This window comes from Kribbella sp. NBC_01505, assembly GCF_045040285.1.
Lineage (GTDB): Bacteria > Actinomycetota > Actinomycetes > Propionibacteriales > Kribbellaceae > Kribbella.
This window is the reverse complement of record NZ_CP109425.1, coordinates 4744761-4761486: the sequence shown is the minus strand read 5'-3', so window position 1 is coordinate 4761486 and position 16726 is coordinate 4744761. Positions and strand designations below refer to the sequence as shown.

The window sequence follows — 16726 nt, the reverse complement described above, 5'->3', positions numbered from 1 at the left end:
GGGCAACGGATTCCTGGCAGACCTTGATGACCTGGAGGTCTATGAATAGATAAGACCGATCGGTATCATCTCACGCATGGCTGTTCCGGTGAAGCGATTGTGAGTAGCGGTGCTGTGCGGATATCTCGCGTTCGGCGCCGCCTTGCAGGCGTTGCCGACCTACGTGCCGACCCGGTACGGCGGAGGCGCCTTGGCGAGCGGGACGGCAGTCGGGATCGCCTTCCTGGCCACGGCTTGCACCCGGCCGTTCGCGGGCTGGCTGGCCGACGGCGGCTGGTCGCGCCCCGTCGTACTGGCAGGCGCCGCACTGACCGCCATCGGCGCCGTCGGGCAGCTGGCCGCACCGAATCTGCCGACCCTGCTCGTCGCGCGGCTGATCATGGGCGCGGGCGAGGCGGCATTGTTCTCGGCGGCCTTGCCGTGGGTGCTGGCCGGGACGCGGGTTGCCCAGCGCGGGCGGCTCGCGGGCTGGTTCGGACTGTCGATGTGGGGCGGCCTGGCGGGCGGGCCGTTGATCGCGGCCCTGACCGGGGACCTGGTGTGGTGGACGATGGCCGGACTGGCCGGTACCTCGATGATCCTCGTGCTGACTACCCGCCCGAGCTCTGGCCACGTCGAGCCACTGGTACCGATCCGCGAGCTGGCACCCTCCGGCATCCCGTTGCCAGGAGCAATCATCGGGCTCGCGGCGTACTGCTACGGCACCATCGCGGCCCTCCTGGTCCTACACCTGCGCGCGGAGGAGCTCCGGGTCGACGGTTATGCACTCACAGTCTTCGCGGGCACGTTTCTGATCGTCCGATTCGCGGGCAGCCCGTTGGTCGATCGATACGGCGGGCGCGTGGTGGCGGCGGCGACCGTCGGGATCGAGATGGTTGCACTGACGGGGATCGCGGCGGCTCGGAGCGCGACCGGAGCGCTGGCGTTCACCGCGTTGGCCGGGCTCGGGTTGGCACTCATCTATCCGGCCTGCATCTCGATGACGCTCGACCGGGTCCGTGGAATGCGTCCGGGAGTGTCGATGGGCGTGATGACGTCGTTCTGGGATCTCGGAGTGATGGCAGCGGGACCTGTCGGTGGACTGATCGCCGAGCAGCTCGGATTCCCGACTGCGTTCGTCGTGGCCGCGGGTGCGGCCGCGGCGTCGTTGCTCCTCTGCCTGGCGTTCCTCAGGCCGCGTCGAGCAGTGTCTCCACGATGACCCGCGCCTCCGCACCCAGGCCGGGATTCCGATCGACCGCACTGATGATGGTCGCGCCTTCCAGTACGACGACCAACTGGCGAGCTGTCAGCTCGGGGTCGCGGGCGCCGGCCTCGGCCAGCAGCCGGCCGAACAGGTCGCGATAGAAGGCGAGATGCTCCCGGGCGAGCCGCTGGGGAGCGCCGTCCCGGCCGCGATCCTCGGTGGCCGCGTTCATCATCGCGCACCCGCGGAACCCGGCTTCGGCGTACCAGGTCGCGACGAGGTCGAAGACCGCCAGGATGCGGTCGCGGCCGGTGTCGGCCCGTTCGACCGCCTGCTCGTGCCAGGCGCGAACGCGCGAGGTGCGGTCCGTCAGCACCGCCTCGACCAGGCCGTCCTTGGAACCGAAGTTCCGGTAGATCGTGAGCTTGGACGCACCGGCCGCCTCGGCGACCTCATTGATGCCGACGGCATGGATCCCGCGCCGGCTGAACACGTCCGACGCCGCCGCCAGAATGCGCGCCCTGGTCGCCTCGGGGTCCAGCCGATCGCCAGCTTTGACCGGCATCGTCACCACCTCCGGCATTCATAGTACCGATCGGGATCATCTACTGGCGCTAGATAAGACCGATCGGTACTATCTTATCCATGACCAACGGATGGACGGCACCAGGATTCGACCGCGTGGCCGCGGAGTTCGAGCGGAACTTCACCGACCGGGGCGAGCTCGGCGCGGGGTTCGCGGCGTACCGGGACGGCGAGCTCGTGGTGGACCTGTGGGGCGGGCTCGCGGATCGCGAAGCCGGGCGGGCGTGGGACCGCGACAGCGTGCAGCTGATCTTCTCCGGTACCAAAGGGCTCGCGGCGGCCTGTGTCCTGCTGCTGGTGCAGCGCGGCCAACTGTCGCTCGACGATCCCCTCAGCCGCTACTGGCCCGAGTTCCGCGCCGGGGAGATCACGGTCGCCGAAGCGCTGTCCCATCAGGCCCGCCTGGCCTGGGTCGACGCCGGGTACGGCGATCTGCTCGACCATGACGTGATGGCGGCGCACCTCGCCGTACAGGCTCCTTCGACGGACCCGCGGGCCGCTTTCATGTACCACGCCATCACGTGGGGCTGGCTGGTCGACGAACTGATCCGCCGGGTCGACGGGCGCAGCGCGGGCCAGTTCTTCGCCGCCGAGTTCGCGGCTCCGCTCGACCTGGAGGTATGGATCGGCCTGCCGGAAGAACTGCACGGGCGCGCGACGACGATGGTCGCCCCGGACGGCGTACTGGTGGACGTTCCCGAGACCGATTCCTTGCTGCGACCCAATCCGCTCTGGGTGCCGGGCGCGGAGAAGATCTGGAACAGCCCCGAGTACCGCGGCGCCGGCCTGGCCGCGGTCGGCGGCTTCGCGACCGCTCGCGGCATGGCGCGGTTCTACTCCGCGCTCCTGAGCGGCAGCGTCCTGACGACCGAGACGGTCGAACTCGGTCAACGGGAGATCCGGCGCGGCATCGAGCCGACCTGGGGATCCGAGATCGCGTACGGCGCCGGCTTCGAACTCCGGGTCGCCGGCGCTCATCTCGGCCCTCCGGCCGACACCTTCGGCCACGGCGGCGCCGGCGGCTCCCGGCACGGCGCCTGGCCGACCCACGGGATCGCCTTCTCCTACCTGATGAACGAGGTCCGCGCCCAGCCCGACGAACGCGCCCTCTCCCTCCTCGCCGCATTGGAAAGCGCCACAACGTCCGAAGATCCGGAGACCACGCCTGCGGGTCTTTCGGACGTTACGGGGTGAGGGGCGGGCCTGACCCCGGCGGGTTGCGATGATCGCGGATGTGACCGACGACGTGCTCGACGAGGACCTGATCCGCCCTGACGGCAGAACGATCGCCTGGACCCGGACCGGAACCGGAACTCCGTTGCTACGACTGCCCGGTACGCCGGGTTCGCGCTGGAGCATCCGGGCCGATCGGAGCCCCTGGACCGAGCGCGGCCTGCAGGTGATCACGACCGAGCGTCCCGGCTTCGGCAGATCGAGCCGTCTGCCCGGCCGGGGGTTTCGCGAGCACTCCGACGACCTCGCCGCGATCCTGGACCACCTCGGGCTGGAGCGAGTCCACGTCACCGGAGGCAGTGGCGGCGGTCCACATGTGCTCGCCTTCGCCGCACATCACCCCGACCGGGTCGTCGCAGCCACCATCACGGTCGGATTCCCGCCGCTGGAAGAGTCCGAGTACGACGAGATGATCCCGCTCAACGCGGCCAGCTTCCGCGCTGCCCGCGACGGTGACGAGGCCGCCATCCGGCGGAACCTGGCCGGGCCTTTCGAGGCCATGCGGTCCGTTCCGTTGTCCGGGCTGGATGCCGCGATGACGACGGCACCGGCGTCCGATCTCGCCATCATGAGCGACCCGCTCTGGCGAGCGGCCCAGACCACGGCGATCGAGAACGCCTTCGCACCAGGCATCGACGGCTGGGTGGACGAGACCCTCGCCCTGGGCGGCGCCTGGACCGACATCGACCTGACCGCGATCACCACCAGCCTGACCTGGTGGCACGGCGCCGCCGACCGGAACTGCCCGTTCCCCGCCGCCCAGCGCCTGATCAACAAGTTGCCCACCGCAACCTTGCGCGAGTTCGGCGACGCCGGCCACTTCGAACCGTACCGCCGCGAGCCGGAGATCCTCGACGAACTCCTGCACCGCACCAGCTAAGACGATGACGGTTGACTCTCAGCCCGGCCCCCTGTTCTCCCTTGGGCTCAAGCATGCGCTAGGCCGTTGATGGCGCGACGTATCGGCCGATCCCGGCAACGAGGTGATCATCTTCGGCGGCACGGGCGACTCCTGGATCGCCGGCGTCGACCCGGACTCGCTCGCCACGATGAACGCCGTACCGGACCTCCCGGCCGGGCAGGCCTACCAGACCCTGTACGCCGACGGGCTCGCGATGATCCGGGACCTGGTCCTCTCCGTCGAGGTGCCGACGATCGGCGTGATCAACGGCCCCGGACCGCGGAAGGAGACCGACACTGATGTGCGACATCACCTTGTGCGCCGACCATGCGACGATCTCGGACGGCAACTTCGCCATCGGCCACGCGCCACCTGGTGACGGCATGCACCTAGTCCTCCAAGAAGCACTCGGCACCAAACGCGCCCGCTACTACCTTCTGACCGGTACGCCGATCGACGCCGTACCCGCTCTAGAACTCGGATCCGGCCTCGCCCACGTCGCCTTCGGTGCCCGCCTCGGACTCGGGATCCACCCAGACAGCACCGGGGATGCCGGGCCGCCCTCCGAAGGACAGGACGTATAGCTCTACCGACCGCGATCATCACGCTCACCGTCGACGGCCCGAGGATCCAGCAGACGTATACGTCCTGTTGCTCGGACGATCCGTCGGGAACGACATGTGGTGGTCGAGCTGCGGACGGCGGCTCACGCCTGCGGACGGGCGGCCGGATCGATTGGTGGGTACTACTACGTGTGCTTACCGACAGCGGGCGATCCGATAGACGGCGAGGGCGGCGACGCACAGGAAGCCGGCGGCTCCGAGGCTTGCGACGTTCAGGCCGTGTACGGCGTCGGAGCGGGCTGCGACTGTCCCGGCCACGGTGCTGAGCAGCGCCGTACCGAGTGAGGCGCCGACCTGTTGCGAGGTCATCACCATGGCACCGGCCACCGCGGTGTCAGGGCCGGCACCGAGAGTTGCCGTGCTGTTCGCGGTGACCAGCACCCATCCGGTACCTAGGCCGATCAGCAGGAACACCGGCAGAACGTGGAGCCAGTAGCTGCTGTCGGCGTTGAGGAATCCGAGCAGGCCCAGGCCAGCGGCAATGGTCAGCAAACCCGGGCAGATGAGCGCGCGCACCGAGGCTTTGGCGAGCAGCGGGCTCACCGCGCGCACACCGAGCATCAGGCCGACCGTGAGCGGCAGAAAGGCGAGGCCGGCGCGTACGGGGGTGAAGTGCTGGATGTTCTGCAGGTAGAAGGTCAAGAAGAACAATGCGGCGAACATGCCGATCGCGAGGCTGAAAACCGCCAGATACGAACCACCCCGCCGGCGGTCGAGCACGACGCGCAGCGGTAGCAGCGGTGACTTGACGCGCGATTGAACGGCGATAAAAGCGACCAGGAGGAGCACACCGCCTGCCAGCGGAAGGAAGGTTGCCGGAGCATCCCAACCGTGTGGTTGCGCCTGGGCGAATCCAAGGGTCACGGCCATCAGCCCCGCAGTCGCCAGGACCGCACCGCCGACATCCACTCGACCACCATCAGGACGCGGGGCCGGCCGTACGGCGTACAGGACGCCGGCTGCTGCCAGGGCGGCGACCGGGAGGTTGACGAACATGCACCACCGCCAGTCCAGGTAGTCGGTGAGCACTCCACCGATCAGGACGCCCAGGCCGGACGAACTGCCCATCGCGGTGCCGTAGATACCGAACGCCTTCCCGCGTTCGGCCGGCAGCGGGAAGGAAGTGGCCAGGGTGCCCAGAACGGCCGGCGTCAGCAGCGCCGCGAAGACGCCTTGAAGGGCGCGACCGCTGAGCAGCATCGCTGGACCTGTCGCGGCACCGCCCAACGCCGAGGCTGCGGCGAAGCCGGTCAAGGCGATCAGAAGGGCGCGGCGCCGCCCGAGCAGATCGCCCAGGCGCCCGCCCAGCAACAGGAAACCGCCGTACCCGAGGGCGAAGAGCGTGATCACCCATTGGCGGGTCGGATCGGCGAGCTCGAGATCACGCTGCACGGACGGAAGGGCGATGTTCACGATCGTGAGGTCGATGCCGACCATCAATTGCGCGGTGGCAACGGCGCCCAGCGCCCACCAGCGACGCGAGTTGCCGGGGGCGGCCAGTGTCGGCAGCGAGCCGCTGGCGGACTTGTCTTGGCTCATCTGAAATCCTTAAGTGGACAGCTGTAGTGCTACGACTGTAGGGCAACGCTTGTTGCAATACAATGTCGCCATGGACGCGAGCACGCCGGCCCGGAGCCGGAACCGCCGGGGCCAGGGCGAACTGCTGCGGCGCGACATCATCGATGCCGCGCTACGGATGCTGAACGAGCTCGGCGACGACGAAGGTCTGTCGATGCGCGCGATCGCCCGGGAAGTCGGGATCGCCGCGACCTCGGCGTACATCCACTTCGCGGACCGGGACGAGCTGGTGTTCGCCGCGCTCGAGCAGTGCACCACCGACCTGATCCGCGACCTCGACCAGGCGGAGGCGAAGGGCGGCGACGACCCGGTCGAGCGGCTACGAGCGCGGCTGGTGTTCCTCGGGACATGGGTGAGCGAGTACGGCGGCCTCTACAAGGTCCTGCACGAGAGCACCTTGAACCGGCGGATGCACCTGGTCTTCAAGCAGCAACTCGCCGACCGGGCGACCGCCGCCGTACAAGCCTGCATGGACGCCGGCCGTGCACCGACCGACGACGCCGCCGCCATCGCCCTCGACCTCCGCGCGGCCATCCACGGCGCCGTCTCCATCCGCCTCAACGAACCCGACGCCGACCTACCACCCCTCCAAGACCAGATCGACCGCTTCCTCCAGAAGCTCGTCGGGGTGCACAGCTGAGCTCCACGGACGCCACCGACGAGATCTGGAACCGCGCGGCACATCGCGTTCCCGGCCCCAGAGCGATGTCGTTGTCGCCGGGCTAACCGGGCAGGGCCGCGAATCGCGTCGAGCACTCCGCACATTTCGGCTTCGCCTCGTGATCCTGCATCGGCACGAAGTAAATGCCACACATCGCCCGCACAGCACGACCTTCGATCGTATTGCCCGCTAGATGTTTGGTGTGCACGTAGTGGCTGGTCCTTCCAGGCTCTGGGTCCTCCAGCTCGTTGGCGTCGACGAGCGCGCTGAGTTTGGCGACACGCGCGGTCCAGGCGCCAGGCTCGGCGATATTGGAGTAGGTGTCCTTGTAACGATCCCAGCCCTGCACCGGCGGACTGAGCGCGACGAGCACCCTCGTAGTGAGCTGCCAGATCAGTTCACTACCCACGAACCCCTGTGCGGCCATGATCTCAAGAGCGATCTCATCGGCTTCATAACCGTCATCACGTACTACGCCGACAGTCAGATCGATCTCAGCAATCTTCTTCTCTGTGCTGACCGGATGATGTACCTCCATCCGGTGACTGGCGCCCGCATGGACCACCCGCAGAGCTTCCAGGACCCGGCGCTGAACCTCGAGCTCCCACTCGGTCAGCAGGCGTGCCGCCGTTTCCCGCTTGAGCAGGCGCTGATCCTCTTCGGTCGGCAGCCACCGAGCGACGTCTCCAGAAGCCGGACCCGAGTCGAGCTCGCAATCGCTCCCACAAAGTTGTCATCGGCCGGGTCCGCACCGAACGAGCCCACGGCCTTGGCGATGATCGGGTGTGGCAGTTCGCTGAGCGGATGAAGCTCGTCGTACCGACCCTCGGCCAGGTGGCGCTGATGGCAAGGGGCAAGCCAGCCACTTGTCAGGTCGTGTTCGAGCGCGCGGAGGGTCGGACGGGCGCGGCGGTTGTGCACGCGCCCAATCCTGGCGAACTGATCGCCGACACGCCCAATCAGAGCAAGTCGGCGATCTCATCGATCGCGCCGGAGGCCGTCTTGCGTTGGTGTGCGAAACGCTCGGCGAGCTCACGGCGGTCGGCATCACGCTGCACTTCGAAGGCGGCAAGATCGCGCATACGGATGCGTCGGTCGCGACCGACGCGATGCGATGCGATCTCTCCACTGTCGAGCAGCTTGTACAGGTGCGTACGGCTCATACCCAGTTGCTCGGCCGCTTTGTTCGGAGTGACTGATTCGGAGCCGCTGCTGACGACCAGAGCGTCATCTTCGCGAGCGAAGTGACTCAGGCTCAAGAGAGCGGCTCGAAGCTCCGGCCCAGCGCTCGACGCCGCGAACTGCTCAAGGGCGTCCAACTGCTCAGCAGGGATCTTCGCGGTCTCGAAGGTCTTCACAGCAGTCCCCCAGCGGTCTTCAGATGAACCATCTGTCATAGATGTCACAGATGACTCTACAGGTAGTTCTGGAGCCATCCAACTGATCACTCGAATCGTGCCGGAATGGTCTTCCGCTGGAAGTTCGAGCAGTTGGTCAGAGGGTGAGGCTTGGGTGGCGGTTCACGTCTTTGTAGAGGAGGTAGCGGAAGGGGCCGGGGCCGCCGGCGTAGCAGGCTTGGGGGCAGAAGGAGCGGAGCCAGAGGAAGTCGCCGGCCTGGACTTCTACCCAGTCCTTGTTGAGCAGGTAGACGGCTTTGCCTTCGAGGATGTAGAGGCCGTGCTCCATGACGTGGGTCTCGGGGAACGGTATGACGCCGCCGGGTTCGAAGCTGACGATGTTGACGTGCATGTCGTGGCGGACGTCGTCGGGGTCGGCGAAGCGTTGGGTTTTCCAGGCGCCGTTGGTGCCGGGCATGGCGATGCCTTCGACGTCGGCCTCGTTGGTGACGAAGGCATCCGGTACGTCGATGCCGTCGATCCGCTCGTAGGCCTTGCGGATCAGGTGGAAGGTACAGGTCGCGTCACTCACGTTGCGGACCGTCCAGTCGAGGACCGGAGGCAGGTAGGCGTAGCCGCCCGGCGTCAACGAATGTTCGACCCCGTCGACCGTCAGCGTGATGTTGCCGTCGACAACGAAGAGGACAGCCTCGGCGGCCGGGTCCGTGTCGGGTGTGTTGCTGCCGCCGCCGGGTGCGACCTCGACGATGTACTGCGAGAAGGTCTCGGCGAAGCCGGAGAGCGGGCGCGCGATCACCCACAGGCGGGTGTCGTCCCAGAACGGGAGCCGACTGGTGACGATGTCGCGCATGGTGCCGCCGGGCAGGACGGCGTACGCCTCGGTGAAGACCGCACGGTCCGTGGTGAGGTCGGTCTGCGCGGGCAGGCCGCCCTTCGGGGCGTAGTAGTTCATCGGTCTCCTCGAGTCAGCAGGCGGCCATGGGGTTCGGAATCGATCGGTACGCCGCGGAGCCAGGTGCCGCGGACGACGCCGGACAGGGTGCGTCCGTCGTACGGCGTGATCGCGTTCTTGTGGTGCAGTCGACGAGCATCGACCACGAAGGTCTCATCGGGCGCGAAGACGCAGAGGTCGGCATCGGCGCCGACCTCGATCCGGCCTTTCTTCAGCAGGCCGGTCTGTACGGCGGGGGCCGTGGCCATCCAACCGACGACCTCGGCCAGGGTGAATCCGCGCCGGCGTGCCTCGGTCCAGACGGCCGGGAGACCGAGTTGGAGCGACGCGATCCCGCCCCACGCCGTACCGAAGTCGCCGGTGTCGAGGTGCTTGAGGTCGATCGTCGACGGCGAGTGATCGGAGACGACGAGATCGATGATCCCCGCGCGCAGCCCCGCCCACAACAGATCCCGGTTCGCCGCCTCGCGGATCGGCGGGCAGCACTTGTACTGCGTGGCGCCGTCCGGAATCTCCTCGGCAGCAAAGGTCAGGTAGTGCGGGCAGGTCTCCGCGGTGATCCGCACGCCGTCGGCCTTCGCGGCCGCGATCAGCGGCAGCACCTCCGCACTGGAGACGTGCAGGATGTGAACCCGGCAACCGGTCCGCCGCGCAAGATCGATGACCTCGGCAACGGCTTGGTTCTCGGCGGCGCGCGGCCGCGAGTTCAGGAAGTCCTGGTATGACGCGCCGCGCGGCGGCGGAGCGTGATCGATGCTGTGGGCATCTTCCGCATGCACGATCAGCAACCCGTCGAACGCCGCGAGCTCGACCATCGCCGCTTCCAGCTGAGCGGTGTCGAGCGGCGGAAACTCATCCACCCCTGAGTGCAGCAAGAAGCATTTGAACCCAAAGACCCCGGCCTGATGCAGCGGCCGAAGCTGAGCCAGATTGCCCGGAATCGCACCACCCCAGAAGCCGACATCGACAAACGCCTGCGGCGCTGCGGTCTCGCGCTTCAACGTCAGTGCCGGTACGTCGCAGGTCGGCGGCAGGCTGTTGAGCGGCATGTCGACAATCGTGGTCACGCCACCAGCGGCCGCGGCCCGGGTCGCGGAGGTGAACCCCTCCCACGCCGTCCGCCCCGGATCGTTCACGTGAACATGCGAGTCGACCAGCCCCGGCAACAGCACCTCGTCGTCCGCGAGCCGAACCTCGTCAGCGGCCACGAGCTCCGCGTCGTACGGGGCGATGGCAACGATCCGGCCGTCGCGGATCCCGATCGCACCCGCCTGCTCCCCCGCGGCCCGCACCACCCGCCGAGCCCGGACCACCAGATCCAATCCAGTCACGCGCTGCCCTCCCGAGTTCCAGCCATCGTAAGGTGCTCGCTCGCGATCCGCTCGGCAAGTTTCTCCAGCAGCGGAATCGGTTCGGCGATACACCGGGCCACGTCCGGCTCAAGATCAGTGAGCGCGTACGCCGCTCGCACGCCGACCGCGGCGAGCCGCTCCGGCGGCAGTTTGTTCACCCCGCACACCGCCACCACCGGTACGCCGGAGGCCGCGGCGGCAACTCCGGCGACCGCCTTCCCGTGCAGAGTCTGCTCGTCGAGCGCGCCTTCGCCGGTGATCACCAGGTCCGCACCCACAATCAGCGAGCGGAAGCGGACCAGTTCCAGGACCAGCTCGATCCCGGGCCGCAGCTCGGCACCCAGCAGCGCGAGCGCCGCGAAGCCGACCCCGCCCGCGGCTCCGGCACCTGGCGTCTCCCGCAGGTCCCGCCCAGTCAGCGCGGCCACTCGGTCCGCCCACTCCGCCAGCCTGGCGTCCAGATCCGCCACCTGCGACGGTGACGCACCCTTCTGCGGCCCGTAGACGGCGGCCGCACCACGGGGTCCGGTCAACGGGTTGTCGACGTCGCAGGCCACCACCAAATGCACACCGTCCAGCCGGGCCCGCAGCACATCGGCGTCGAGGCTGAGGCTGCCGGTGAGAGCGTGGACCAGTCCCCTGCCCCCGTCAGTCGATGCACTGCCGCCGATGCCGACGATCACTCGACTGCAGCCGGCGTCGACAGCCGCACCGATCAGTTCACCGACGCCAAACGAGGACGCCGTCATGGGAGCGAGCACACCCGGCAGCCGGACCAGACCGCAGACATCCGCGAGCTCCACGACCGCAGTGTCGCCAAGACGTGCATACCCCGACCGGACCGGCAGCCCAGTGGGCCCGGACGCGACCACCGGCACCAGGGCGTAGCCGGCAGCGACAGCCGCGGCCAGCGTCCCGTCACCACCATCAGCCACCGGTACGGCGACCACGGTCGCGTCAGGGTGCACTCGTCGTACCCCAACGCGAACCGCCGCCGCCACCTCGGCGCTCGTCAACGAACCCTTGAACTTGTCCGAGGCAACGACCACCCGCACCATCAGTCGAGCAGCGCAAGGGCGGTCGGCGCGTCAGCCGGGTTGATCGCCAGGTCCTCGAACTCGATGATGTTGTCGATCTCGACGCCCATCGACACATTGGTGATGCGTTCCAGGATGACCTCGACGACGATCGGGACCTGGTGCTCGACCATCAGCTTCTTGGCCTGCTCCAACGCAGGAAGAATGCCGTCCGGTTCGACCACCCGCAACGCCTTGCAACCAAGGCCTTCGGCGACCTTCAAGTGGTCGACGCCGTAGCCCTGCAGCTCCGGGCTGTTGATGTTCTCGAACGAGAGCTGCACGCAGTAGTCCATGTCGAAGCCGCGTTGCGCCTGCCGGATCAACCCCAGGTAGGAGTTGTTCACCACGACATGGATGTACGGGATGTTGAACTGCGCCCCGACCGCCAGCTCCTCGATCAGGAACTGGAAGTCGTAGTCACCGGAGAGTGCAACCACCGTGGCAGCTGGATCCGCGACCGCGACACCGAGTGCGGCCGGGACGGTCCAACCGAGCGGCCCGGCCTGGCCGGCGTTGATCCAGTGCCGCGGCCGATACACGTGCAGCATCTGCGCCGCCTGGATCTGCGACAGTCCTATCGTTGATACGTAACGTGTGTCCGGGCCGAACGCACGGTTCATTTCCTCGTACACCCGCTGCGGCTTGATCGGTACCGCGTCGAAGTGGGTTCGCCGCTGCAACGTCGTACGACGCTCCCGGCACTCCGCCGCCCACGCCGTACGGTCAGGCAACCGGTCAGCCCACTCCCGGGCAACCTCGACCAGAACCTCCAAGGCCAGCCGCGCGTCCGACACGACGCCGTAGTCAGGCGCGAACACCCGGCCGATCTGCGTCGGCTCGATATCCACATGGATGAACGTCCGGCCGGCGGTGTAGACATCGATCCCACCCGTGTGCCGATTCGCCCACCTGTTCCCGATTCCCAGGACGACGTCCGCCGCGAGCATGGTCGCGTTGCCATACCGGTGCGACGTCTGCAGCCCGACCATCCCAGCGCTCAACGGATGGTCGTCCCCGATCGCACCCCACCCCATCAACGTCGGTACGACGGGAATCCCAGTCAGCTCGGCGAATTCGACCAGCAGCTCGGCCGCATCCGCATTGATGATCCCGCCACCGGCAACGATCAGCGGGTGTTCACCAGCGGCCAGCATCGTCAGCACCTTCTCGGCCTGAGCACGAGTGGCGGCCGGACGCGCGAGCGGCAAGGGTTCGTACGTCTCGATATCGAACTCGATCTCCGCCAGCTGGACATCGATCGGCAGATCGACCAGCACCGGACCAGGACGCCCGGATCGCATCACCTGGAACGCTTTCTGGAACGTCCCCGGCACCTGCGCGGCCTCCATCACCGTGACCGCCCACTTGGCCACCGGCGCCGCGATCGCCGAGATGTCGACCGCTTGGAAGTCCTCCTTGTGCAGCTTGGCCACCGGCGCCTGCCCGGTGATGCACAGGATCGGGATCGAGTCCGCCGACGCCGAATACAGCCCGGTGATCATGTCCGTTCCGGCCGGTCCCGACGTACCGATGCAGACACCGATATTGCCGGCCTCAGCCCGCGTGTATCCCTCCGCCATGTGCGACGCGGCCTCGACATGCCGGGCCAGCATATGCCGGATCCCGCCATGGGCACGAAGAGCGCTGTAGAACGGATTGATCGCGGCCCCCGGCAACCCGAACGCCTGCGTCGATCCCTCTTTCTCCAGGATCAAGACCGCCGCATCAACCGCACGCATGCGTGCCATCAGCTGACCAGCCTATTCAAAGACTCGAGCCCGGACAGCCGCTCCACGCCACGCAGCAGCGCGGAGTGGTCGAGCCCACCGTCACCATTCACCCGCGCCGACGCGACGAGCTGCGCGACCAACGACCCCAGCGGTACGACGACGCCCGCCTCCCGAGCGGCCGCCGTGACGATGCCCATGTCCTTGTGGTGCAGGTCGATCCGGAACCCAGGCTCGAAAGACCGCGACAGCATGTTCGCCTTCTTCTGCTGAAGGACAGCCGACCCAGCAAGTCCACCACCGAGGACCTCAAGGGCAGCGGCCGTGTCCACGCCGTACGCCTCGAGAAAGACAACAGCCTCCGCGACAGCTTGGATGTTCGCGGCAACAATCAGCTGGTTGGCCGCCTTGACCGTCTGGCCCGAGCCACTCGGTCCGACATGCACAACGGTCTTGCCCACCACATCGAACAACGGCCGAGCCTCGGCGAAGTCGTCCGCCGAGCCACCGACCATGATCGACAGTACGGCGTTCTTCGCGCCCGCCTCGCCGCCGGAGACCGGTGCATCGAGCAACCGGAACCCGAGCGCGCGGGCCTGCGAGGCGAGCTGCTGCGTGATGTCGGGACGGATACTGGAGAAGTCGATGATCAGCGTGCCGGTCTCGGCCTGCTGGAAGACGCCGTACTCACCGTCCAGCACGTCCTGGACATCCGGCGAGTCCGGCACCATCACGCAGATCACGTCGGCGCCCTTGACCGCGTCACCGATCGAGGTCGCGGCGCGACCGCCGGCCGCGATCAACTCGGCGGCCCGCTCCGGGCTGCGATCCAGCCCGGCCACGGTGTGACCGGCCTGCGCAAGGTGTACAGCCATCGGGTTGCCCATGATCCCGAGGCCGATGAAGGCGATATTCGTCATGCGGTTCGTCTCCTATGAGAAAGTCAGCGGCGCTCGAACGGCAGCCAGCCGAAGCATTCGTCGGTACTGGTGGACGGCTTGTACTCGAGCCCGACCCACCCGGAATAGCCGTTGGTCTCCAATAAAGTCAGCTGCTGATCGAGCGGCAGGGATCCAGAACCGGGCTCACCCCGCCCCGGTGCGTCCGCGATCTGCACATGCGCGATCCGCGCGGTGTGCTCGGCGATCACCCGCTCGACGTCATCCCCGTTGATCGCGAGGTGGTAGAGATCAGCAAGCAGACCAACATTCGGTACGTCGACGCGGTCGATCACGGCCAGCGCGTCAGCGGCCGTCTTGAGCGGGTACCGATCAGCCCCGCTGACCGGCTCGACCAGCACAGTCGCGCCGATCCGAGCGGCCGCCCGCGCAGCGAGAGCCAGGTTCTCGACCGCGAGCTCATCCTGCTCAGCGGCCGCAGCGTCATCCACCCGGTTGCCGTAGAGCGCGTTGAACCCGCCAGTGCCGAGCCGCTCACCGATGCCGACCGTGACGTCGACGTTGTCGCGGAACTCACCGGCCCGCTTCGGCCAGGACACCAGCCCGCGATCGCCGCCCGGCATGTCACCGGCGAAGAAGTTCAGCCCGGTCAGCTGCACACCGGCATCGCTGATCGCGCTGACGAACGCGTCCACCTGCCGATCCGGCGGTACCGCCTCGACGAACGGCCACCAGAACTCGACCGCCCCGAAACCGGCCCGCTTGGCCGCCGCCGGTCGCTCCAGCAGGGGCAGCTCGGTGAAGAGCAACGAGCAGTTCACCGTGTGGCGCAAGTGATGGCCCATACTCACTCCAGTTTTCCGTATCGCGGAAGCTAAATTCTGTTCTGCGAAATGACCATAGGTTGGCGAAAGACCGGGCGTCAAGCACTCACCCGGCCTCCCGCGGACACGGGTGCGCGTTGTACGTTCCTCTAAAGGCAGAGCTGCAAGCCTGAACAGGCACAACCTCAGGAGGTACGGCGTGCTGCTGTCGGAGTTACTGGATGCGCCGGAGCTCGGACTGCGGTTGGTGCACGCCGCCGGCCGCGCACTCGAGCGGCCGGTCGGGCGCCTGGTGACGACGGATCTACTCGACCCCGGCCGCTACCTGAACGGCGGCGAGGTGGTGCTGACCGGCCTGGTCTGGCGGCGCCGACCGCTCGACAGCGAGCTCTTCGTGGCCTCGATGGCCGCCCGCGGGGCCACCACGATTCTCGCCGGACGGGCGCAACTGGGCGATGTACCCGCCGACTTGCTCGACGCCTGTCAGCGGCACGAGGTCACCTTGATCGAGGTGCCGATCGAGATCGCCTTCGCCGACATCACCGAGTACGTCGCCGCTGCCGGGTCGGCGGAGACCGGAGCGCGGCTGTCCGCGAGCCTGGTCCGTCAGCGGCAACTGTTGTCGTCGATCGCGGCCGGCCGCAGCCTGGACGAGCTCGCGGCCCGGATCTCCGCCGAGATCGGTCACGACTGCCGCGTCCTCACCCCGACCGGGCGGCACGTCGTACCGGGTCCCGGCGAGCTGCCGATCGAGGTCCTCGACGCGATCACGCATCGGTTCCTGACCGCCGATCGAACTCCGGCGCTCGCGGTCGCGGGCGAGACGTCGTACAGCCTGTTCCCGGTGGGTTCTGGCCTCGGCAACCGGCTGACCGCGTGGGTGCTGGTGATCGACGGCGACCACACCACCTGGTCGCGCGATCATGTCGAAGCGGTGCACGAACTTTGCGCGATCGGCGCCCTGGATCGGGCCAGACGGGACGAAGGCCGGCGCGCGCTCAGGCCTCTCGTGGCGGATGCGCTGGCCCTGGTCGAGTCCGGCGCACCCCACGCGGAAGTCGCCGCGCGGCTCAGGCAGGCGGGTGCGTACTCAGGCCGGCCCCTGGTCGTCGCGGTCGGCGAGCTGCGCGACGACGGCCCGAGCGAGGTCGCGCTCAGCCTGTTCGAGGACGTGGCGCTGACCGTCGGGCCAGCCGTCGTCGCACCTGCGAGAGACGGGCTACTGGTCGGGTTTCTGCCGGCCGCACCAGGCCTGCCGGAGCAGCTGCGGCGTGCGTTCGGCCGCCTCGCGCCCGGCCTGCATCGGGCCCGGCTCGCGGTCGGTGTGAGCGGGGAAACGGCGGTTGACGCGCTCGCCGGCGGGCTCGAGGAGGCCCGCTTCGCGCAGCGCGCCGCCGCGGGCAGCCGGGCGCCGGTCTCGGTCGTCACCTCGGACGAGGTCGCCTCGCACGTGCTCCTGCTCTCGACGCTGCCGGACGACGTCCGCCGTACCTACACCCAGCGCGTCCTCGGCCCGGTCCTCGAGCAGGACCGCCGTACCAACGCCGACCTGCTCACGACCCTGCAGGCCTTCCTCGGCTGCGACGGTTCCTGGACCCGTACGGCGGACCTCCTGCACCTGCATGTCAACACCGTTCGGTACCGGATCGAACGCGTGGAGCAACTGACCGGTCGCGATCTGTCGACGCTCGAGAACCGGGTTGACGTCTTTCTGGCCCTGAAGTCACTCTGATTGGTGGATCCTCCAAAGAGCGGGGTTCCCCGCCAG

At 67.9% G+C, this 16726-nt stretch carries 17 protein-coding genes; 7 read left to right on the top strand and 10 right to left on the bottom strand.

What is annotated here, in order from left to right; translation table 11 throughout:
* Positions 1 to 109 precede the first annotated feature (109 nt).
* Positions 110 to 1201, top strand: a complete 1092-nt coding sequence (locus OG474_RS22490; RefSeq protein WP_405064329.1) for an MFS transporter — start codon at positions 110 to 112, stop codon at positions 1199 to 1201.
* Here OG474_RS22490 and OG474_RS22485 read toward each other — a convergent pair.
* Positions 1170 to 1751: a TetR/AcrR family transcriptional regulator gene (locus OG474_RS22485; RefSeq protein WP_405064328.1), complete on the bottom strand. Its 582-nt coding sequence runs from the start codon at positions 1749 to 1751 to the stop codon at positions 1170 to 1172. The genes OG474_RS22490 and OG474_RS22485 overlap by 32 nt on opposite strands.
* A gap of 80 nt (positions 1752 to 1831) precedes the next feature.
* Between OG474_RS22485 and OG474_RS22480 the strand changes: the two genes are divergently transcribed.
* The 4 genes from OG474_RS22480 (at position 1832) to OG474_RS22465 (ending at position 4489) form a co-directional block, all read left to right on the top strand.
* Positions 1832 to 2965, top strand: a complete 1134-nt coding sequence (locus OG474_RS22480) for a serine hydrolase domain-containing protein (protein ID WP_405064327.1) — start codon at positions 1832 to 1834, stop codon at positions 2963 to 2965.
* A 40-nt stretch (positions 2966 to 3005) separates the two neighbouring features.
* Entirely contained in the window at positions 3006 to 3884 is an 879-nt protein-coding gene (locus tag OG474_RS22475; protein WP_405064326.1) for an alpha/beta fold hydrolase, read from the top strand.
* Positions 3885 to 3987: 103 nt separating this feature from the next.
* The gene (locus tag OG474_RS22470) at positions 3988 to 4284 is read left to right on the top strand and encodes a hypothetical protein (RefSeq protein WP_405064696.1); all 297 of its coding nucleotides are present in this window, start codon (positions 3988 to 3990) and stop codon (positions 4282 to 4284) included.
* Positions 4205 to 4489, top strand: a complete 285-nt coding sequence (locus tag OG474_RS22465; protein ID WP_405064325.1) for an enoyl-CoA hydratase-related protein — start codon at positions 4205 to 4207, stop codon at positions 4487 to 4489. The genes OG474_RS22470 and OG474_RS22465 overlap by 80 nt, the downstream gene beginning before the upstream one ends.
* 174 nt (positions 4490 to 4663) lie before the next feature.
* On the opposite strand, the gene OG474_RS22460 is transcribed toward OG474_RS22465, so the two are convergent.
* Entirely contained in the window at positions 4664 to 6067 is a 1404-nt protein-coding gene (locus OG474_RS22460) for an MFS transporter (protein ID WP_405064324.1), read from the bottom strand.
* 70 nt (positions 6068 to 6137) lie between these two features.
* Here OG474_RS22460 and OG474_RS22455 point away from each other — a divergent pair, with 70 nt between their 5' ends.
* Positions 6138 to 6746, top strand: a complete 609-nt coding sequence (locus OG474_RS22455; RefSeq protein ID WP_405064323.1) for a TetR/AcrR family transcriptional regulator — start codon at positions 6138 to 6140, stop codon at positions 6744 to 6746.
* An 82-nt stretch (positions 6747 to 6828) separates the two neighbouring features.
* On the opposite strand, the gene OG474_RS22450 is transcribed toward OG474_RS22455, so the two are convergent.
* The 8 genes from OG474_RS22450 to OG474_RS22415 all read right to left on the bottom strand — a co-directional run bounded on the left by OG474_RS22450 (position 6829) and on the right by OG474_RS22415 (position 14979).
* Positions 6829 to 7305 carry a DUF3039 domain-containing protein gene (locus tag OG474_RS22450; RefSeq protein WP_405064322.1) on the bottom strand — a complete coding sequence of 159 codons (477 nt, stop codon included), beginning with the start codon at positions 7303 to 7305 and terminating at the stop codon, positions 6829 to 6831.
* 421 nt (positions 7306 to 7726) lie between these two features.
* Positions 7727 to 8125 (bottom strand): excisionase family DNA-binding protein, encoded by a 399-nt coding sequence (locus tag OG474_RS22445; protein ID WP_405064321.1) that lies wholly within the window; start codon positions 8123 to 8125, stop codon positions 7727 to 7729.
* Positions 8126 to 8261: 136 nt separating this feature from the next.
* Positions 8262 to 9077: a bifunctional allantoicase/(S)-ureidoglycine aminohydrolase gene (locus tag OG474_RS22440; protein ID WP_405064320.1), complete on the bottom strand. Its 816-nt coding sequence runs from the start codon at positions 9075 to 9077 to the stop codon at positions 8262 to 8264.
* On the bottom strand, positions 9074 to 10408 hold the full coding sequence (gene allB, locus OG474_RS22435; RefSeq protein WP_405064319.1) for an allantoinase AllB: 1335 nt from the start codon (positions 10406 to 10408) through the stop codon (positions 9074 to 9076). The genes OG474_RS22440 and allB overlap by 4 nt, the downstream gene beginning before the upstream one ends.
* Positions 10405 to 11487, bottom strand: a complete 1083-nt coding sequence (locus OG474_RS22430) for a glycerate kinase (protein ID WP_405064318.1) — start codon at positions 11485 to 11487, stop codon at positions 10405 to 10407. The genes allB and OG474_RS22430 overlap by 4 nt, the downstream gene beginning before the upstream one ends.
* Positions 11487 to 13256 carry a glyoxylate carboligase gene (gene gcl, locus OG474_RS22425; protein ID WP_405064317.1) on the bottom strand — a complete coding sequence of 590 codons (1770 nt, stop codon included), beginning with the start codon at positions 13254 to 13256 and terminating at the stop codon, positions 11487 to 11489. Before gcl ends, OG474_RS22430 begins: the two co-directional genes overlap by 1 nt.
* Positions 13256 to 14155 (bottom strand): 2-hydroxy-3-oxopropionate reductase, encoded by a 900-nt coding sequence (locus tag OG474_RS22420; protein ID WP_405064316.1) that lies wholly within the window; start codon positions 14153 to 14155, stop codon positions 13256 to 13258. Before OG474_RS22420 ends, gcl begins: the two co-directional genes overlap by 1 nt.
* 23 nt (positions 14156 to 14178) lie before the next feature.
* On the bottom strand, positions 14179 to 14979 hold the full coding sequence (locus OG474_RS22415) for a hydroxypyruvate isomerase family protein (protein WP_405064315.1): 801 nt from the start codon (positions 14977 to 14979) through the stop codon (positions 14179 to 14181).
* Between the two features lie 178 nt (positions 14980 to 15157).
* Between OG474_RS22415 and OG474_RS22410 the strand changes: the two genes are divergently transcribed.
* Entirely contained in the window at positions 15158 to 16690 is a 1533-nt protein-coding gene (locus OG474_RS22410) for a PucR family transcriptional regulator (RefSeq protein ID WP_405064314.1), read from the top strand.
* Positions 16691 to 16726 lie beyond the last annotated feature (36 nt).